This window comes from Nocardia sp. JW2 (assembly GCF_051843015.1).
Lineage (GTDB): Bacteria > Actinomycetota > Actinomycetes > Mycobacteriales > Mycobacteriaceae > Nocardia > Nocardia coubleae.
Window position 1 is genome coordinate 50528 of sequence record NZ_JBPXLK010000012.1, and the last position, 18173, is coordinate 68700.

Consider the following 18173-nt stretch of genomic DNA (forward strand, 5'->3'; position numbering starts at 1 on the left):
TCCTTCGGGAAGCGTCGGCCCGTTTCCGGCTGGCGTGGAATGTGTAGAGGGGCAATCTGATTCAACTGAGGATGAGGCAGGTCGTGGTGGCGTGCGCCACCAGATGCCCCTTGTCGTCGTGGACGCGCCCTTCGGCGGTGGCGGTCGTGCGGCCCGCGTGGATCACCGAACCGGTGGCGGTGAGGGGACCCGCGTCGGTGGCCACGGTCCGCAAGTAGTTGACCTTCAGTTCGAGGGTTGTGTAGCCGACTCCGGGGGCAAGCATCGTGTGCACCGCGCATCCCATGACAGCGTCGAGAAGCGTTGCGCAGATCCCGCCGTGCACGGTTCCGAGGGCGTTGGCGAAATCCGGCTGGGGAGTGACCGATCCAGCAACTTCGCCACTGTCGACGGCATGGATCGTGATGCCCATCAACCGGGCGATCGAGGGGCGTTCGTCGGTGACGGCAGCCAAGGCACGCACGGCCTCGAGGCCGGTCATGGTGGACAGGTCGGTTGGGTGGCTCATCAGCGTTCGATCCTTCATCGCGGCGGGACGTGTGTCGATCAGCGGGCTCGATCAGCAGGCTCGGTCAGCGGCGTCGGTCGGAGTATTCGAGGTAGGCGAGGCCGGCCACGCGGTGCTCGGCGATGCGGCCGTGGTAGCGGAATCCGCCGATATAGCCCATGCCCGCGTAGAGCCATTCGGTGTCGACGGTGCCGGTGATCTCGACGGCGATGTCGCTGCGCCAATAGGCGGCCAACCACCCCGGTCGACCGGCTACGCCGGTGGCAACCAGGATCAGCCGAGTGTCTTCGTCTACGGGAATGATGCGGTAGGTGAAGAAGTCGAGGGGAATCTTGCGGGACGGCGGAAGCGGCTGGGCGCGCAGCATCTGGGGTGAGCGGATCACGCGTCAACTCGTCGCCAAATCGCAGGTATCCACCGTCGTCGCGGAGATCGCAGTCGTCGCGCGCCGAATAGACCCGGAACGGGTCGTGCTCGCTCGCGGCACTGCCATGGGCGACGGTGACGGTGTCGCGGGCGGTATGAACCACGGCATTGTCGTCGTCCCATGCCCGTGTTCCGGACTTGCCGATGACGATCATGGTGGCCAGGAAGCGGTGCGGCGCAGGGAGATCCGGGATCATCACCCCGTAGTGCACGCACCCCGCTCGCCACGAGCGTGACGGCGAGAGCGTCAGACGCCTCGGGTCGGCGCGGGCCAAGGTGATCCGTCGTCCGCCCACGGCCGCAGCTACTGCCGACAGGACACCTCGGTCTCGCTGCATCGAATCCAACGCGACTACCGGGACAGTTCGGGCCATCTGTTACTCCTTCGTGGCGACTCCGGCGCATCACCCCGGTCGTGGTGGTTCGATTTTCAAACCACACTAGGGTCTTGTGGATGAGTGACGCAAGAGTCCCCCGCCCTGGAGTCGCGGTTCGGGGTTCTGCTACGGGCCAGCCCCTCATGGCCGCGTTCGATCTTCTCGGCCGCCGCTGGGCGATCCTGGTGCTGTGGCAGCTGCGAACCGAGCCGCTCGGATTTCGCGACCTCCGCCGCGCGTTGCCCGACATTTCCTCGAGCGTGCTGAGCACGAGACTGCGCGAACTCGTCACCGTCGAAGTCGTCTACACCACCGACGCGGGCAAATACGCCCTCACCCCGATCGGCGTGGAACTGCTCTACGCGCTCGCCCCGCTGAAGGCATGGTCACACAGCTGGGCCCGCCGGCTCGGAGCCGAGGAATTCGAATCGGGCCAACCACCCAGCCACGACGGGTTGCTCTGATCGCCGTCGGCGGTGACCACCGGCCGCGTCGAGCCCGCCGCTCAGGGGCGTGGTCGGGCGCGGCGCATCGCTTCGAGGCGGTCGAGTAACGCCTCGAGGGATTCTTCGAACTCGTCGGCCGCGCGGTCGGCCGCCAGGTGGCGCTGCAGGCGGTGCACGTTCGGGTAGTCGGCCAGATCCGAGGATTCGTGCTGCCCGGGCTCGGCGGTGGTGATCGGGCTCAGCTCGACCCCCTTGGTCGCCACCTCGAGCAGGAGGTGGCCAAGCAGGAACGTGGCGAAGGACCGGTAGGCCTGCACCGCCTGACGGTCGTCGAACCCGTAGCGAAGCATGGTGTCGAGGAAGGACTCCATCCAGTTCAGGCTGCGCAACGGCGGACACAGCCACGGCGCCTGGGGCGGGCTCGATGCCATCAACGGGAACACCTCGGGGTGCTCGATGGCGACGCGGCGCACGCCGTGCGCGAGGCGCTGCAGATAACCCTGCCAGCTGCCACCCGCACCGTCGGGCTCCATCAGATTCTGTTCGTAGAGCTGGTCGACGAGGTGATCGACCACCCCGGCCAGCAGGTCGTCACGCCCGGACACGTATCGGTACAGGGCCATCGCTTCCACGCCGAGCCAGGAACCGAGGCGGCGCATCGTGAGGTGCCCCAGGCCTTCCTCATCGATCAGCGCGATCGCGGATTCCAGGATCAGTACCCGGTCCAGTCGCGGGGCGCGCCGAGTACCTCCGTCGCGTGGACTGTTGTCGCGCAGCTCGGCGCCCGAGTCGATCGTGTCCTCGCTCAGGGCGGAGCTCCTGTCAAAATCCTCGGGCCCTGGTCTTCCAGCACGCCACTATAACCCCAGGATACCGGGATGTTCCGGCTCGACTCAACGTACCCCGTCACGCGGTAGTCGATACACCGGTTTACAAGATAAACCGCCATATGTTTATCTTGTAAACGGCAGCGCTCAGGAGTATTGACGGCGATCAGAGGTCGCGGGCACGAGCCACTCGGTTCGGGAATTGAGGAGTGACGTGATGGACAAGCCCGCGATGCTGCGGATGGACAGTACGGCGCGGACGACGCCCGGTTACTCCGACCGGCAGTGGGCTGTGCGTGAGGCGGTGCTGAAATGGGCACACAACGAAGACCTTTCCGACAACGCCGGGCGAGCCCTCGGCGCCTTCGTCGTCGGGGCGTCGGTCGGTTGGCCGGGCGAGTCCCTCACCGAGAGCGAGGTAGTTCGCGCGTCGCAGTGGTTGACGAGGATGGGTCTGTTCGACTCCGTCGATCTCGACCCGGCATTCGGTCACCGGACCACGGTCTATCGCCCTCGGATCACCGCCGAAGGGATCCGCGTGGCTCGCGGCCAGGGTGGAGTTCGCGGGATTTCCTGGCCGGGCATGGCGATTCAACCATCCAGTCCGCCGAGCGATCTCACTCCTCCGCCGCAACAGACCGCGTAGTCGATCCGGTTGTCAGGTCGACGAGAGTCGGACCTTCGCCGTTGCTCGTCCGAAGATCTTCCGCCCCTGGCACGTGGCGACGATCGCCACGACCGCTGTCCGCTGCCGAGGATCGACCGACCTCACGGTCCCCGAGAACTCGACGCGCGCTCCGGCGCTGGTCACATAGACCGGGCTGGTGAACCGGACCGCGTATTCGAGGACAGCGCCGGGATCACCCAGCCACGAGGTGAGATAACCCGCTCCCAGACCGACGGTCAGCATGCCGTGAGCAACCGGAGCGTCCAGGTTCACCGCTCGCGCGGCTTGCGGGTGCCAGTGGATCGGATTCGGATCACCCGCCACACCGGCATAATTGACCAGATCTCCGAGCGTGAGAGAAAAGACCCGCGGTGGTAGCTTCTCACCCTCCGCGACGGACTCGAAGCGACGCGTTCGGCCGCCGCATGCGCCCTCCGATTTCGGCCGAGGATCAGATCCTCTGTGTACCCGTGGACGGAGTCCAGCACCCGACGGTCTGTGGTGAAAACCGCGCATCACAAGGTCATCGGCCGAGTGAGACCTCGGGGCGCCGGCCTCGGCTCGTCCGACGAAACTTGTCCGCGAAGTGATCAGCGGGCAGTCGTACTGGTCCGTGATCTCGGTCTTGAATTCGAAGAGTTCGCTGCCGAAGGCTCCGCGAAACGACTCGAAACCCACATCGCAGGTCAATGCGTCACCAGGACGAATCGGCTTGTGGTAGTTGACAACCTGATCGGTCTGCATGATCCGGCTCAGATCGTATCCACCGGCCACCGTGTCGAACATCGCTCGTTGCGCCCGAAACGCGGGAATCGCGAAGAAGGTGAGTGGCGCGATCAGCCCACCGTAACCGAACTCCATGCCGGCGGCTTCCGACCGATGCACCGGATGACTGTCCTGGACCGCGCGCGCGAATTGCCGGATCTCTTCTCGCCCCACGACATACCGGTCGTCGCAGCGATAGGTGCACCCCACCATTGTCGACGGGTGGAGGGCGACGACCGCCGCTCCCCCGATCTTCGCGCTGGTCATCGCCATAGCGAGCAGAGTAGTGTCCGCTGCCGCGTCGGCGGTGCCACCGGAGCCCGGAGTGTCGACAGCTTTCGGAGCGAATATGCCGAAGACAGCCCCGCCACGTTCAACCGGTGACGAGTCACAGGCCTCCTTCGAGCTCCGCTATTCGCCGACGCGCATCACCCAGCTCCGGCCCATCGGTCCCGATTCCGCTGGCGCGAGCCAACAGTTCCCGCGCCAGCGCCGGATCCTGCTTGGAATCAGCGAAGAGCGACCCCATGTGGACGGCCCGATCGAATGTCTCCTTCGGCAACGGGCGATGCCGCTGATCCGGACCGATCGGCTGTGCGACCTGAATGGTGTTCCCACCAGGATCGGTCACGAGGAAGTCGCGCACCCCAAGAAGTCGCCCACCGGCTCGATCGACTGAGCCATCAATCTGGGAATCACCTTTTCGGTCATACCCTCGAAGCTAAGAGGTTGGCTCGACCGGACGCACATAGAAGTGAGAACCCCGACATTCGCTGGTCATCGCCCGTCCGGATCTATCTCCGGAGCCGGTCAGGCCATACTCGTCGATTCAAAATTCTTCTGGTGGAATTCGTTTCGGCCAGCCACCGTTTCGCAATGCCCCAGCCGGGTAGCCGTGCTGTAACGAGCCACGAGGCAGGAGGAAGGGTCATGACGAGACCGGTACTGGAAGCCCGGCGCCGCGACACGGTCCACCACGAGGACCTGGAAGTCGACTTGGACTCCCTCACACCCGCGAGCACGCGGGTAATGGTGCGCGAATTCCTCGCACCATTACCCGAAACCTCAGCCGCGGACACGATCCAGGTATTCGACGAACTCGCGAGCAACGCCCGCCGCCACGGGCTCCCGCCCCGGCGTGCCCGGCTATCGCTGGACCACGTGCGCGACCGTGTGCGCATCGAAGTAGACGACACCGGCCCCGGTGAACCGCACCCGCGCGCCCCCGACCACACCGGCGGTCTCGGACTTCTCCTGGTCGGCAACCTCGCCGACACCTGGTCTTGTAGCCGCTACGACGGGCACAAAACCATCCAGGCCGAACTCACCTTCGCCAACGACATCCGCCCGGCGGCGTGATCATCTGGGCAGCGGGATGTCGGCCTTGAAGCGGTCGCCGGGGGGAAGTCCGCGTAGTACGGCACTGGTCCAGGCCACCGCCGGTGGCCAGCCCGCCGTGGCGTTGACGAGGTGTTCGGGCAGGGGCATGGTGTAGAACCGCAGGTCGGCGCCGCGGTTCCAGTAGTCCTGGACCGTCGGTAGAACGACGTCGGCGGGGATCAGCTCGTCCCAGATGCCGTGCCACCAGAAGATCGGGCTGTCCGGAATGTGGTGGCCGAGACTCTGTTCCGCGAGAATCCGCATGACCTCGGGGGTGGCGTCGAGCGATTTTCCCGGCTTGAAGTAGGCACTGATCGGCCGGTACGCGCCGGCCGCCGCGATCGTGTAGACACAGCGTTTGCCCATGTCCGCGACAATCGCTTGACCCTCCGGGGTCAGCAGCTCCTCGGCGTCGAACGCATCGGGGAATTCCCGTGACAGCGCGGCGAATCCGAGCCACATGGTGAAGTTGCTGATACCGGTGAGCCCGGGCTGTGCCGCCACGGCGAAACGGGCCTGGGCCCGCAGATCAGCAGGGAAGCCGCCGACGGCGGTACCGAGCAGCCGCACGTCGGGCGCGTAGGTCCGGCGCAGTTCGGCGGCGCGGATCGACCCCGAGCCACCACCGGAGTAGCCGTAGAGCGCGATGCCGGAATCGGCCAGCCCCAGCGCCGAATTCTTCATGGCGCGCAGGCTGTCGAGCACCATCTTGCCTTCGTCGTAGGTGTTGAAGGTGTTGAACTTGCCGTCGAAGTCCGGGACGTTGATCGCGAAACCCTGGGCCAGCCAATAGACCGCGAGCGCGGCCTCTTTCATCGTCCCGGTTCGCAGCGTGTAGGACGGATTGCACGACGAGTCGGTCGAGTCGATCGCCTCCTGGAACGACAGCACCGGACGCGGGCTGCCCGACCAGGGAATACCGGGAATGATCACCGAAGTTGCCGTGGCGATCGGATTGTCGTGCACATCGTTGCTGCGGTACAGCAGCTGTTCGGTGTGGACAGGGAAGGGTAGACCGAGCAGCCGGGTCTGCACCGTGCGGGAACGGATGATCTGCCCCGGGGCGTAAGAACTCAGGTCCGCCGGGTCGTCGTACCACGGGTCCTCAGCGGGGACCGGAATCGGCAACAGATCGTAGAGCTGGGGCTCGGTGGGCAATTGCGGCAGCTGATTCTGATCCGGCGGAAAACTCGGATACGGATCGGCCGCGGCGACCGTGGTGCCCGATACCGCCAGACACATCGCTGCCAGCGGGGCCACCGCCCATCTCCGCGCAACTCTCGGGTTCTTCATCGAATCCTCACTTCGGTAGGTGACGCCGATTACAACACGCCATCTTGTTGTTAACAAGAGTTCTTGTTGCAATTTCGCATTCGATACGCTGATCTGCGTGACATCGATCGAAAAGCGGCCACGGCGAATCCAGGGCCTCGACGCCGAGCAGCGCCGAGCCCGCAGGCGCGAGCAGATCCTGCACGCCGCGTTCGAGCTGATCGCCGCCAACGGATACCCCAACACCTCCATCGAGCAGATCTGCCAGACCGCGCTGGTCGGCAACAAGGCGTTCTACGAGCTGTTCGACAGCAAGGAGGCCTGCTACCTCGCCCTGCTGCAGCAGGTCAGCGAGCGATTGCAAGCCGACGTCGCCGCCGCGCTCGCTCGCGCGCAGGGCGATCGCGATGCCGTCGTCGTCGAGACCCTCAGCGCCTTCGCGCACGCGCTGGTCGACGACCCCCGCGTCGCCATCGTCACCTTCGGCGAGGCGAGCGCCATCTCGGCCACGGTCGAACAGCAACGCCGCACCAACCGGAGATGGGCGGCCGGTTTCCTCGAAACACTGTGGCGCGATTACGGATTCGTGCCCGCCACCGGTTCGCGGGTCGACCTGCACGCCCTGGCTGTCGCCACCATCGGTGGGCTGTTCGACACGGTCTCGGACTGGCTGCACCACACCACCCGCGGCACCTCGGGTGACATCGACACCCTCATCCGCGACCTCACGGCATTCACCCAGATCGTCCACCTCGGCCTGGGCGCAGCCGCGCGGACACCCGACTCGAACAAGTAAGAACAAGTGCTCTTGTTGCAAACAAGAGCTCATGTTCTAATAGGCTGCACCTACCGAAGGAGCAGCCATGCAGTGCCGCGCGGCCGAGATGGCCATCACCGGGATTCGGCATTCCGTTGCCACCACCGCACGCCAGATCGGTGCGCTCCAGCGGTCCGGGGTCATCGACCTTCGGCGACCACTCCAGGTCGCTCGCACCGCACGCACGATGCGCACCTACGGCCCGATCGCCGGTGGCGTACACAGCTCCGCGCAACGGACGCCGGACCGGATCGCGCTCATCGACGGCGACCGGCGGATCAGCTACCGCGAACTCGACGAACACACCGATGCCATCGCCGCCCGCTGGTACCGGGACGGGCTCAGCGCCGACCACACCATCGGCGTCCTCTACCCGGACGGTGCGGCACTGGTCGAAACCATCATCGCCGCAGGCAAACTCGGCGCGCGGCTGGTCCTGCTCAACACCGGTTTCGGCGCCACCCAGCTCACCGACGTGCTCGCCCGTGAACAGGTCGACGCACTCGTCGCCGATCCGAGCCTGCCCGTGGCGGCCACTCCCCTGCCCGACACCATCACCGCGCTCACCCTCGATGGCGGCCTCGATGCGCAACGGCCACCGGCGCCGACCCGGCAGGGCGGGTTCGTCCTACTCACCGGTGGCACGACCGGGACACCGAAAGGTGCGCCACGCCGGGTCGAATCCCCCTTGGCAGCAGCGCAATTCGTCGACCGGGTACCGCTGCGACGCGAGCAGACCGTGCTGTTGTGCGCGCCGTTGTTCCACGGAACCGCCCTGTCACAGTTCATCCTGTCGCTCAACCTCGGTTCCACGATCGTGCTGCACGGCAAATTCGACGCCGCCCGCGCGCTCGCCCAGATCGCCGAACACCGTGTCGAGATGGTCGTCCTGGTACCGACCATGCTGCGGCGCATCCTCGATCTGAGCCCAGAAGCGTTGGCGCACACCGATACCACCTCGCTACGCATCGTGTTCACCGCGGGCGCCGCGCTACCCTCGGCGCTCGGCACCAGGGCGATCCAGACGTTCGGACCCGTGCTCTACAACTTCTACGGCTGCACCGAAACCGGCACCGCCACCATCGCGACCCCACAGGACTGGACAGCCGCACCCGGCACCGTCGGCAAGGCCCCGGTGGGCATCACCGTCGCGCTCTACCACGCCGACGGCACCCGCATCACCGAACCCGACGTGGTCGGGACCGTCTACGTCGGCAACTCGATCGCCTTCGCCGGATACTCCGGCGGCGGCTCCAAGCAGATCCGCGACGGCCTGATGAGCACCGGCGACCTCGGCCACTTCGATTCCGGCGGAAGGCTTTTCATCGACGGCCGCGACGACGACATGATCGTTTCCGGCGGCGAGAACGTCTTCCCCGGTGAAATCGAAGACCTCCTCTACACCCACCCCGCGATCACCGAAGCAGCCGTCATCGGCGTACCCGACGACGAATTCGGCCAACGCCTCGCCGCCTTCGTCGTCCCCACCGGCGACCTCGACGCCGACACCGTCCGCACCTACGTGAAAACCCACCTCGCCCGCTTCAAAGCCCCCCGCGACGTCGTCTTCCTCGACGACCTTCCCCGCACCCCCACCGGCAAGATCGACCGCCGCACCCTCCTCACTTTCACCTGACCACCGCCGCGAGCAACGACCTCGGGGTCGGCCCGCGGCGTGGTCGGGTGTCAGCTTTCGATGGCGGCGTGGAAGGCGACGGTGTCGAAGATGTCTTCCATTCGGGTGGCTTTGCCCTCGCGCATGGTCCAGGAATGCAGGAAGGGCAAGGTGGTCGAGGTTCCGGTGCGGGCGATGACCTGGCGTGTGCCCAGGACGATGACGCGGTCGTTCTGTTCGATGAACTCGACCGGGTCGAGCACCATGCCGCCGAGCACCGACGGGACGCGAGCGAGGAACTCCTTGATCCCCTCGTGGCCGATCTTGGTTCCGCCCAGGCCGTATTTGTGCATGCCGTCGGGGTGCACCCACTCGACGTCGTCGCGCATGGCGGCGAGGATCTTGCCGACATCGCGGGTCGCGAAACCCTCGTACGCGGTGCGGATCACCGCGATGTTCGGGGTCGTCACCTGAGTGTGGTTCATCGCGGCGTCACCTCACGGACGTGCGCGGGGTGGTGCGCGGCGAGGGTGCGCCGGATTCCCTCGCGCCAGTCGACGGTGCAGGGGCCGGTGATGGAGCGGCGCATTTCGGGATCGAACTGGTAGGTCTCGCGGGTGACCTCGGACGGGACGAGCTGCGCCTCGATGCCACTGAGTTCTTCGAGGTAACGGACGCAATCGGTGATCCCGACGGACTCGTCACCACCCCAGTTGACCACCCGGGCGGGTACCGACGCCGCGTGCCACAGCGCGGGAACCTGGGCGACGAGGTCGTCGGTGTAGAGCAGCGAACACCAGTTCTGGCCCTCGAGCGGAACCGGAATCGGTTCGCCTGCCAGCATCCGCTTGAAATACAGCATGGGCACCCCACCGTATCCGCCGGGACCGTAGGCGATATTGAGCCGGGCGATCGTGGTCGGCAGTTCGAGTGTGTTCGCCAACGCACGCACGGTGCCTTCGGCCGCGATCTTGCCGACCGGGTAGGTGGGCAGCCAGTCGGCGACACCGTCGATCGGGTCGGATTCGCGATAGGCGTGGTCGAGGGTCTGCCGTTTGTACAGCGCGCCGGTCGACACGAACAGAAACGCCTCGGCGGTGCGGCAGTGGGTCATCAGCCGCGCGCACGCGGTGGAGTTGACGGTGAGCGCGTCCTCGAAATCGGTGCCGTCACCGCGGTGGACCGCCGAGTGCAGCACGTGGGTGAAATCGGTCGGCAGCTGCGCGTAACCCGCGGCCGTCGTGTCGTTCATGTCCCAGTGCCGGGTGGTCACGCCGGCGGCGCGCAGTTCGTCCTCGACACCCGGTGTGCCGAAGCGGCCGAGGCACCAGACCTCGTTGTGGGCGGCGAGCGCCTCGGCGACCGGTCTGGCGACCTGCCCCGTGCCGCCGGTGATCAGAATCTTCTTGCCCTGCAACGTATTTCTCCCTATCGGTCGGCGTCGGCCTGTGCCAGCGCGCGGTCGAGTTCTTTGCGCAGAATGGACTGGAACGCGGTGACGTGCCGTGGTCCCATCAATGTGTAGTGCTCACCGGGCACATCGATGTAGCGGTTCGCCTCGGTGGTGAATTCGTCCCACCGGCGCAGTTCGTTGTCGATCCAGTCCTGTTTGGTGCCGCGCAACGGGACCGCGCAGAACACACTCATCGAGCGAACGGCACCGCTCGGTGTGTAGGTGCGGCCGAGGCCGGTGAGCCCGTCGGCGAGCTCGGCCCACGCCGTGAACTTCGTCAGATCCAGGTCGAGTTCGGCGACGCGGTCGGGCGGGGCGAGTTCGATCAGGCGAGCGAGCTGGCCCCCCTTGGACAGCGCTCGCAATTCGGCGGGCAGTTCGACGGCCTGCCGCTTGGTGATCAGATCGAGGAACATCGCGAGATTCGTCGCGGTCTCGGTGAAATCGAGCTCGTCCATGCGGTATTTGATGTGCGGTGGCAGGTTGAAGCTGCCGAGGAAATCGACCCGTTCGCCCTCGGCTTCGAGCCGCTTGGCGATCTCGAACGCTACCGCGGCGCCGAAGGAGTAACCGGCCAGGGCATACGGACCATGCGGTTGCCGGCGTCGGATGGCGCTCGTATAGACATCGACCATCTCGTCGAACGTGTGGAACGGCTCCTCCCCCTTGTTGAAGCCGCGGGCGCGCAGCGCGTAGAACGGACGGTCTCCGACGAAGTACTTGGCCAGATTGACGAACACCAGCACCTCGCCGACACCGGGGTGCACACAGAACAGCGGCGTCTTCGTACCACTGGTCTGCAACCCCACGATCGGATCGTAACGGCGCGGTCCGCCACCGCCCCCGTCCACGACGGCTGCCAACACGCGCACCGAGGGTGCGGTGAGGATGGCGATGATCGGCAGATCCGTCACCCCGAAGCGGCGCGCGATCTGTTGCTGCAGCCGAAGGATGTCCAGCGAGGTGCCACCGAGGTCGAAAAAGCTGGCCGTAGCGCTGATTTCGGTTGCCGGAACATCGAACAGCTCCGCGTAGACATCGGTCAGGATCGACTCGGTACCCCCCTGCGGTGCCGAGTATCCACCGAGCTGGCGGGTCGTGAGTGCCGCGGTGTCGGCGATGACGTGGTCGTAGCCACCTGATTCGAGCTGTTGGCGCATGCGCGGCCGCAAGGTCTTGCCAAGACTCGTCTTCGGGAAATCCGCTTTGCTCAGGGGCAGAATGAATCCGGGGCGGAACCCGCACAGCAGCACCACCGTGGAACGGACGGCCGTCAGTAGGCGGTGGAGGTCGGCTTCGTCGGCGGTCTCGGCGTGCAGGGCGATCACGAGCTGTTCGGTGTCACTGCCGGGGCGACGCGTCGGGAACGCGGCCACATAGCCACGGGCGATGCCGTCGAGTTCTTCGACGGCCGTTTCGATCTCGTGGCTGAAGTAGTTCACGCCGTTGACGATGATGCTGTCCTTGCTGCGGCCGACCAGCGTGAGCCTGCCGGCGGCCAACCGGCCGAGGTCGCCCGTGCGGAACCAGCCGTCGGCGGTGAACGCCGCGCGGGTGGCCTCGTCGTTGTTGAAGTAGCCGCGAGTGACCATGGGGCCACGCAGCTGCACCTCCCCGGCGGCACCCGCGGGTAACGATCGCCCTTCCTGGTCGGCGACCCGCAGCCGTAATCCGGGCACCGGATGTCCGACGGCGGCGAACTCCTGCCCGGCGTCGGCGTTCGGGAAGTCGCGATTGTAGATACTTCCCGCGCAGGTCTCGGTCATCCCGAACGCCGGCCACAGCGCGGTCTGGCGCAGACCGTAGGCGGCGAAGGTGTCGAGGAACCGTGTTCCGGTCGCGACGACATTGGCTTCGCCGCCGCTCACGATATGCCGCAGGCAGCTCAGTTCGAGACGGGCGCCGTCGATTTCGGGTTCGAACAGCGTATTCAGTTGTCCGAGCAGGAAATTGGGTGTGAAGGTCATGGTCACCCGGTGGCGGGAGATGATCCGCAGGAATTCCATCGGATCGTCGGCGACCACCTCACTCGGCGCATGGATCTGTCGCGCACCGCAATACAGCGGCAGCAGATGCGTTTCGAGCAGGGCCGCGACGTGATCGAACGAGATCCAATTGAAGGTGATGTCGTCGGGATTCAGGTGCTGCACCGCGGCTTTGGCCGCCATGGAGCCGAGCAGATTGCCGTGGGTGAGTGCCACCGCTTTGGCGTTTCCGGTGGATCCGGAGGTGAGTACCAGCAGGGCGAGGTCGTCGGCGGAGGCGAGATACGGGGTCGGCTCGTGCTCGCCGGTGCGCAACGATTCCACCGTCACCGTCGCCAATCCGGGCACCGCCGGCATGGTGTCGTCGATCGACTGTGACGTCACCACGAGTGGGCGTTCCAGTAATTCGTCGACATGACGCAACGCGCTCGCCCAGCGCGTCGGATCGGTCGGCTGGGCGACCATCGGGCACGGCACGAACCCGCCGAGGAAACACGCCCACAGCACGGTGACGAAGTCTTCGTGATCATCGAGCAGGAGAGCGACTTTCGACTGCGGACGCACACCGCGGTCGCGCAACGCACCGGTGAGCGACAGGGCCTCGTCGAGCAGTTGGGGGTACGAACGGTGCACCCGCACGGTCGGTCCGTCGCCGGTGCGCTGCAGGTAGGTCGTGCCGCTCGTGGGGTGGTGCCGGGCGGCGTGCAGCAGAATCTGAGCCACCGACCCGGCGTCGTTGACCGCGTGTGGTACAGGAATGGTCGAAATATTCGATGTAGCAGTCATTGTGCCTATCCACTGATCAGAGTTGCGCCGTGGCGCGATATTCAGGCGGTGGCGAAGACCTCGTCGTACTCCAGCCGTGGCAGCCGTCCCATCCAGGCGTCCGGGCCCGGCTTGCCGATGTTGATGACGCACAGCGGGACATGCCTGCCGTCGGGGAAGAACTCTCGTCGCACGGCGTCGCCGTCGAAGCCGACCATCGGGCCCGCAGCCAGACCCGCCGCGCGAATGCCGACGATGAGGTAGGCAACCTGCAATGCGGCGTTGAACGTGGCCGAGGGCTCCCGGACCGCCGGATCGGCGAAGACGTTCTGCGGGTTCTCCATGAACGGAACGAGTTTGGGCAACTCGTCGTGGAAGTCGAGATCGGCCGCGACCACGACCGTCAGCGGCGCCCGCGCGGTCTTGTCCTTGTTGCGGTCGGTCATCGCCTCGACCAGCTTCGATTTGGCTCCGTCCGACCGCACGAGGACACCGCGCAGCGGTTGCTGGTTCATCGAGGTCGGCCCGAACTTCACGAGTTCGTAGACGGCCCGGAACTGCTCGTCGGTCACCGGTTCGTCGGTGAACGTGTTGGCGGTGCGGGCGGCGCGGAACAACATGTCCTGCGCCGCCGCGTCGAGCGCCAGTAGATCGGTCGATGTCGCCGTCATGAAACCTCCGCGGCTCGAGTTACTTAGACTAGTCAGTCCAGTCCAGTAAATAGTAGATAGACTGGCTCGTCCACCCGCAATCTTGGTGACCCAGGCCACTCATCCGTGAAAGGCGCCGACGGACATGTCGACATCGGCAACGCGATCGACCGGACCCGGCGGCCGCCCCCCAGGGGGCGATCCGGGTAAGCGGCGAGCCATCCTCGACGCCGCGATCGACACATTCCTGCGCGACGGCTACGAGCGGGCAACCCTCGACGTGATCGCCGAACGGGCCGGCGTGGCAAAACAGACCGCCTACAACCACTTCGGCGACAAACAGACCCTGTTCCTGGCCGCGGTCGAGCACGAACGCGCCCAGGTGGCAACGACCTTCGGCACCGCGATCGCCGCGTCGGATCGCACCGACGTCACCGCCGCGCTCGTCGAGATCGGCCACCGCGTCCTTCGGGTGCTGCTCGACGAGCGGGCGTCCGCTCTGCGCCGTCTCATCATCAGCGAGGTCGCCCGGATCCCGTCGCTGCGTCCTGCCTGCGCCGACGGCGAACCGAAACAGTTGGTGGCCCAGATCGCCGACCTGCTGCGCTCCCGCAGTGAACTCGATGTCGAGGATCCCGCGACCGCGGCCCGTCAGTTCGTCTCACTGCTCGTCCAGCAGGGTCTGCACGCGTCGATGTACGGCACGATCCCGCTCCCCCGCACCGAGGCCGACACCATCTGCACCGAGGCCGCCAACCTGATCGTGCGCGCTTTCCGCACCGATCCGGGGCCCTCCCGATCCTCGCGAACAACAGGGTGACCCTCGACGCGAGTCGCGGCTGCCACGGCGGCCCCATTCGAGCGCGTCGACCTGGTGTCGAGGAGTAGCGTATTCAATCGATACAGTCGTCGGATCCGACGAGGTCGGTTCCGGAATCGGAAGTCGGTAAGCCCCATGGTCTCCGCATCGGAGTTGGAAGAACTGGCCCGCCAAGCCGAGGTCGACGGCACCGCTCCGAGAGTCGGTGTGATCATCGAACGCGACGGAACAGTACTACTCCTGGAGCGTCACGACAGTGGCCCGGTCAAGGTCCCGCTGAAGCTTCCCGGGGCCACCGTGAAGCCCGGTGAAACCCTCGCCGCGGCGGTAGCCCGTGGGGTGCGCGAGGAAACGGGGCTGGTCGTCACCGGGATCCGCCACCACGTAGGCGATTTCGACTACCTGTCGCCCGACGCGCACCGCGTCCGCCGACTGCATTTCGCCGTGGATGTAGCGGCCTTCGAACCGATTCGACTCACCGCCCACGCGCGGTACGCCTGGACGCCGCTCGACGGCCACCTCCCGGTGACATCCTCCATCCGCAGCATCCTCGGTACGTACCGCGATCTCGTGAACCACTGATACCCCGGGCCTGCTGCGGTTCGAGCATTCCTGCCGACGCTCACACCGCCGGCAGGAACGCGACGTCAGGCGTTGACCGAGGCCGTCACTTCCCGAGTGAGCCGCGACGACCACGGGCACCAGAAGGCCCCTGGCAAGAATGCCCCGCCCGCTTCGTCGAGGTGGTCCTCGGTGTAGGTGATGCTGGAGTCGCAGACTTCGATGGCCATGGTGAAGAAGGTGATGGTGTCGGGATCGAGGTGGAAGCTCCACTCCGGGTTGTAGCTCTGCGTGGTCTTGCGGATCCTGCCCATCACATGGACGGACATCGTCTCGTCGCCCGACAGGATCCGCCGCGCCTCGGCGATCCGTTGCTCATTGTCCAGCTGGAAAATGAACTCTTTCCCGCTGTAGTCGGTGAATGCGAAGTGCGCCATGACCGTTCCCCTTTGTCGATGTGTTCGAGCGAATGGGTTGTCGAGCGTGTTGCGAGGTCGAGTGTATCGGCCGGATCGCAGCCGGGTGTCCGCAATGCTCCCGAAAGACGTTGGGAATCAATCGTTTTGGGGACGCTGCCGGTTTCCGTTCATGAAACGGGCGTGACGGGAGCGCCTATCGGCGTGTCCCAGAGATGAGTTCGTCTCGACGCGTTGTTTGCCGCCCCGCTCCCGACTTCGCCGAGGTGATCAGCTCACGAACCGCGATGGCGCCCCGGGCGACAGCGGCCGCGACCCGACCATCCGCGCCGACCAGCACCGCCGACGGTGTTCCCCGGACCCGGTAGCGGAGGGCCGCCTCGTTGCCCTGCTGCACCAGCACGGGGATGTCGCCCACCTCCTGTGCACGGCCCCACGCGGCGTGCTCGGTGAGATCGCCGTTGCCGACCAGCACGATCGTCAATACCTCACGCACCCGCGACTGCCACCGGGGCAGCTCACGGGCCAGCGCCGCGCACATTTCACATCCTGGGTGGACGAATACGAGTAGCACTGCCCTACCAGGCGACAAGAGCGACGCCAGATCGACCCGCTCACCCTCGACAGCAGGCAACTCGAACTCGGGCGCCACCGCGCCGACCGGCAAACCCTCGGCCCCGAGCGTCGACAAAGCCTGTTCGTCGACCCGCCGACGAAGCCCTCGCAGTTCGCCGAGAGCCCAGCACAGAACCGCCGCCATCGTCACGATCAGCATGAGGCCGACCGCGGCCTCGGCGGGCAAACTGCCGGGGACCTGCGGGTATCGCAGCGCACCTACCGTGACCAGCGCGGCGAGGGCAACCAGTAGGGCGTTTCGAGCCAAGGTCGCGGGCCCGATGGGCTCCGCGTTCGCAGCACCGAAACAGGAGCAGTTCGGGTGCTCACCCCGTAGCAGCAATCGCACGATCGCCGCGGTGAAACACACCAGCAGCAGCAAGGCGACCGCGCCTGCGAATCCCGCCGTCCACGGCAGCAATATCCCGACAGCCACCGCCCCCTCGACGACCGGCAACCCGATCGCTACGGCGGGTGCCCACCTGATGTGTATCCCGAAGTCCACCACCGCCTTCCGTGTCGCGGGCCCGTTCGCCAACTTCCCCCACGTCGACAGCCCGAAGGCCCCGGCCAGTACCAATCGCGAACCCCACACTCCGTATTCGATCAGCATCCCGGCACCATCCCACATGAGGAGAGAGGTGAAACATGATTTGTCGGACAGGCTTTCGCCACGCCAGGTTTCGAGAGGGTGAGACGGCGAATGAAGTGGAACCCTGGAGCGCCCACCCACTGTCGGTCCAGCGATTCGATGGCGGCAGCTGTTGTCACGCAGCGGTTTCAGACGTCCGCGGGTCGGCGATTGCTTGAGCGAGGTCGACGAGGAAGTTCGTCAGGACGTAGATCGCGCCGAGGATCAGGGTGATGCCTGCGATGGTGGTGTAGTCACCGGCTTTCACCGCTTGGGCGGTGTAGAGGCCGATGCCTGGCCAGGCGAAGATCAACTCCAGCACGATGTCGGCGCCGAACATGGCGGCCACCTGCATGCCCGCGATCGACAATGTCGAGCTCACCGAATTGCGCAAGGCGTGTCTGCCGAGGACGCGTAGCTCGGTGAGGCCTTTGACGCGGGCGGTGCGCACGAAGTCCGAGCGCAGCGTGTGCTGCAAGCTGCTGCGCAGGGCCCGGCCGATCGCGACGGCGGGCACCAGGGACAAGCAGACCACGGGGAGGATCAGATGCTCGACGGCATCGAGGAATACGCTCGGCCGCCCGGCGAGTACGGAGTCGACGAGCAGGAACCCGGTGGGCCCGTCGGGCGCGTCGGCGTAGGAGCTGCGACCGCGAGCGGGGAGGATGCCGAATTCCTTGTAGAACACCAGGATCGCGAGCAATGCCGCGAGGAAGATCGGCATCGATGACCCGCCGATCAACACCAAGCGCAGTGCGCCCGATCCTGGCCAGCGCAGTGCCGTCGCCGTGCCGAGCAGCACACCGAGCAGAACCGCGAGCGCGAACGCGCAGATGATCAGTTCCGCTGTGGCGGGAAGGAATTCGCCGATATCGGAGCTGACCGGTCGCCTGGTCACCGCGGACTGCCCGAGGTCGCCGGTGGCCGCCCTTTCGACGTATTCGACATACTGCACGGGCAGCGGCCGATCGAGACCGAGGTCGTCGCGTGCTCGTTCGACCACCTCGGCGGAGGCTCGGTCGCCGACGACCGCGCGGGCGGGGTCAACCGGCGAGACTTGCCGCAGCACGAACACCACCGCGACGAGCGCGAGCAACACCAGGACAGTCCCACCGGCGCGCCGGGCTATGACTGTGAGCATTCGAAGTTCTCCCTTGCGCTGGAGGAGAGGCGTTCC

The 18173-nt window shown here is 66.1% G+C and carries 20 protein-coding genes; 8 read left to right on the top strand and 12 right to left on the bottom strand.

The window, feature by feature from the left end; translation table 11 throughout:
• Window positions 1-61: 61 nt before the first annotated feature.
• Together ACSVDM_RS18230 and ACSVDM_RS18235 are read right to left on the bottom strand one after the other, a co-directional pair.
• Window positions 62-508 carry a PaaI family thioesterase gene (locus ACSVDM_RS18230; RefSeq protein ID WP_439266444.1) on the bottom strand — a complete coding sequence of 149 codons (447 nt, stop codon included), beginning with the start codon at window positions 506-508 and terminating at the stop codon, window positions 62-64.
• A 64-nt stretch (window positions 509-572) separates the two neighbouring features.
• Entirely contained in the window at window positions 573-893 is a 321-nt protein-coding gene (locus ACSVDM_RS18235) for a hypothetical protein (protein WP_439266446.1), read from the bottom strand.
• Between the two features lie 495 nt (window positions 894-1388).
• Between ACSVDM_RS18235 and ACSVDM_RS18240 the strand changes: the two genes are divergently transcribed.
• Window positions 1389-1775, top strand: coding sequence for a winged helix-turn-helix transcriptional regulator (locus ACSVDM_RS18240; protein ID WP_439266448.1), 387 nt, complete (start codon window positions 1389-1391; stop codon window positions 1773-1775).
• A 41-nt stretch (window positions 1776-1816) separates the two neighbouring features.
• Here ACSVDM_RS18240 and ACSVDM_RS18245 read toward each other — a convergent pair whose 3' ends face one another.
• The gene (locus tag ACSVDM_RS18245; protein WP_439266704.1) at window positions 1817-2551 is read right to left on the bottom strand and encodes a TetR/AcrR family transcriptional regulator; all 735 of its coding nucleotides are present in this window, start codon (window positions 2549-2551) and stop codon (window positions 1817-1819) included.
• A gap of 250 nt (window positions 2552-2801) precedes the next feature.
• Here ACSVDM_RS18245 and ACSVDM_RS18250 point away from each other — a divergent pair, with 250 nt between their 5' ends.
• Window positions 2802-3230 (top strand): hypothetical protein, encoded by a 429-nt coding sequence (locus tag ACSVDM_RS18250; RefSeq protein ID WP_439266450.1) that lies wholly within the window; start codon window positions 2802-2804, stop codon window positions 3228-3230.
• A gap of 12 nt (window positions 3231-3242) precedes the next feature.
• Here the strand turns inward: ACSVDM_RS18250 and ACSVDM_RS18255 are convergent, their stop codons facing one another.
• Window positions 3243-4289: a fused (3R)-hydroxyacyl-ACP dehydratase subunits HadA/HadB gene (locus ACSVDM_RS18255; RefSeq protein ID WP_439266452.1), complete on the bottom strand. Its 1047-nt coding sequence runs from the start codon at window positions 4287-4289 to the stop codon at window positions 3243-3245.
• Window positions 4290-4365: 76 nt separating this feature from the next.
• Between ACSVDM_RS18255 and ACSVDM_RS18260 the strand changes: the two genes are divergently transcribed.
• Together ACSVDM_RS18260 and ACSVDM_RS18265 are read left to right on the top strand one after the other, a co-directional pair.
• The gene (locus tag ACSVDM_RS18260; RefSeq protein WP_439266454.1) at window positions 4366-4695 is read left to right on the top strand and encodes a hypothetical protein; all 330 of its coding nucleotides are present in this window, start codon (window positions 4366-4368) and stop codon (window positions 4693-4695) included.
• A 251-nt stretch (window positions 4696-4946) separates the two neighbouring features.
• Window positions 4947-5375: an ATP-binding protein gene (locus ACSVDM_RS18265; protein ID WP_439266456.1), complete on the top strand. Its 429-nt coding sequence runs from the start codon at window positions 4947-4949 to the stop codon at window positions 5373-5375.
• Here ACSVDM_RS18265 and ACSVDM_RS18270 read toward each other — a convergent pair whose 3' ends face one another.
• Window positions 5376-6638 carry a lipase family protein gene (locus ACSVDM_RS18270; RefSeq protein WP_439266705.1) on the bottom strand — a complete coding sequence of 421 codons (1263 nt, stop codon included), beginning with the start codon at window positions 6636-6638 and terminating at the stop codon, window positions 5376-5378.
• Between the two features lie 148 nt (window positions 6639-6786).
• Between ACSVDM_RS18270 and ACSVDM_RS18275 the strand changes: the two genes are divergently transcribed.
• Entirely contained in the window at window positions 6787-7464 is a 678-nt protein-coding gene (locus ACSVDM_RS18275) for a TetR/AcrR family transcriptional regulator (RefSeq protein ID WP_439266458.1), read from the top strand.
• A gap of 88 nt (window positions 7465-7552) precedes the next feature.
• Window positions 7553-9121, top strand: a complete 1569-nt coding sequence (locus ACSVDM_RS18280; protein WP_439266706.1) for an AMP-binding protein — start codon at window positions 7553-7555, stop codon at window positions 9119-9121.
• A 50-nt stretch (window positions 9122-9171) separates the two neighbouring features.
• On the opposite strand, the gene ACSVDM_RS18285 is transcribed toward ACSVDM_RS18280, so the two are convergent.
• The 4 genes from ACSVDM_RS18285 to ACSVDM_RS18300 are packed head-to-tail and all read right to left on the bottom strand — an operon-like array spanning window position 9172 to window position 13974.
• Entirely contained in the window at window positions 9172-9585 is a 414-nt protein-coding gene (locus ACSVDM_RS18285; RefSeq protein WP_439266460.1) for a nuclear transport factor 2 family protein, read from the bottom strand.
• Entirely contained in the window at window positions 9582-10517 is a 936-nt protein-coding gene (locus tag ACSVDM_RS18290) for an NAD-dependent epimerase/dehydratase family protein (protein WP_439266462.1), read from the bottom strand. The genes ACSVDM_RS18285 and ACSVDM_RS18290 overlap by 4 nt, the downstream gene beginning before the upstream one ends.
• An 11-nt stretch (window positions 10518-10528) precedes the next feature.
• Window positions 10529-13324 carry an AMP-binding protein gene (locus ACSVDM_RS18295; RefSeq protein WP_439266464.1) on the bottom strand — a complete coding sequence of 932 codons (2796 nt, stop codon included), beginning with the start codon at window positions 13322-13324 and terminating at the stop codon, window positions 10529-10531.
• 41 nt (window positions 13325-13365) lie between these two features.
• Window positions 13366-13974 (bottom strand): malonic semialdehyde reductase, encoded by a 609-nt coding sequence (locus ACSVDM_RS18300; protein ID WP_067639568.1) that lies wholly within the window; start codon window positions 13972-13974, stop codon window positions 13366-13368.
• 124 nt (window positions 13975-14098) lie between these two features.
• On the opposite strand from ACSVDM_RS18300, the gene ACSVDM_RS18305 reads away from it, so the two are divergent.
• Window positions 14099-14773, top strand: coding sequence for a TetR/AcrR family transcriptional regulator (locus ACSVDM_RS18305; RefSeq protein WP_439266466.1), 675 nt, complete (start codon window positions 14099-14101; stop codon window positions 14771-14773).
• A gap of 135 nt (window positions 14774-14908) precedes the next feature.
• On the top strand, window positions 14909-15355 hold the full coding sequence (locus ACSVDM_RS18310; protein ID WP_439266468.1) for an NUDIX hydrolase: 447 nt from the start codon (window positions 14909-14911) through the stop codon (window positions 15353-15355).
• A gap of 65 nt (window positions 15356-15420) precedes the next feature.
• Here ACSVDM_RS18310 and ACSVDM_RS18315 read toward each other — a convergent pair whose 3' ends face one another.
• The 3 genes from ACSVDM_RS18315 to ACSVDM_RS18325 form a co-directional block, all read right to left on the bottom strand.
• On the bottom strand, window positions 15421-15771 hold the full coding sequence (locus ACSVDM_RS18315) for a BP74-related protein (protein WP_067639575.1): 351 nt from the start codon (window positions 15769-15771) through the stop codon (window positions 15421-15423).
• 175 nt (window positions 15772-15946) lie between these two features.
• Window positions 15947-16978 (bottom strand): MauE/DoxX family redox-associated membrane protein, encoded by a 1032-nt coding sequence (locus ACSVDM_RS18320; RefSeq protein ID WP_439266469.1) that lies wholly within the window; start codon window positions 16976-16978, stop codon window positions 15947-15949.
• A 154-nt stretch (window positions 16979-17132) separates the two neighbouring features.
• Window positions 17133-18137 carry an ABC transporter permease gene (locus tag ACSVDM_RS18325; RefSeq protein ID WP_439266471.1) on the bottom strand — a complete coding sequence of 335 codons (1005 nt, stop codon included), beginning with the start codon at window positions 18135-18137 and terminating at the stop codon, window positions 17133-17135.
• Window positions 18138-18173 lie beyond the last annotated feature (36 nt).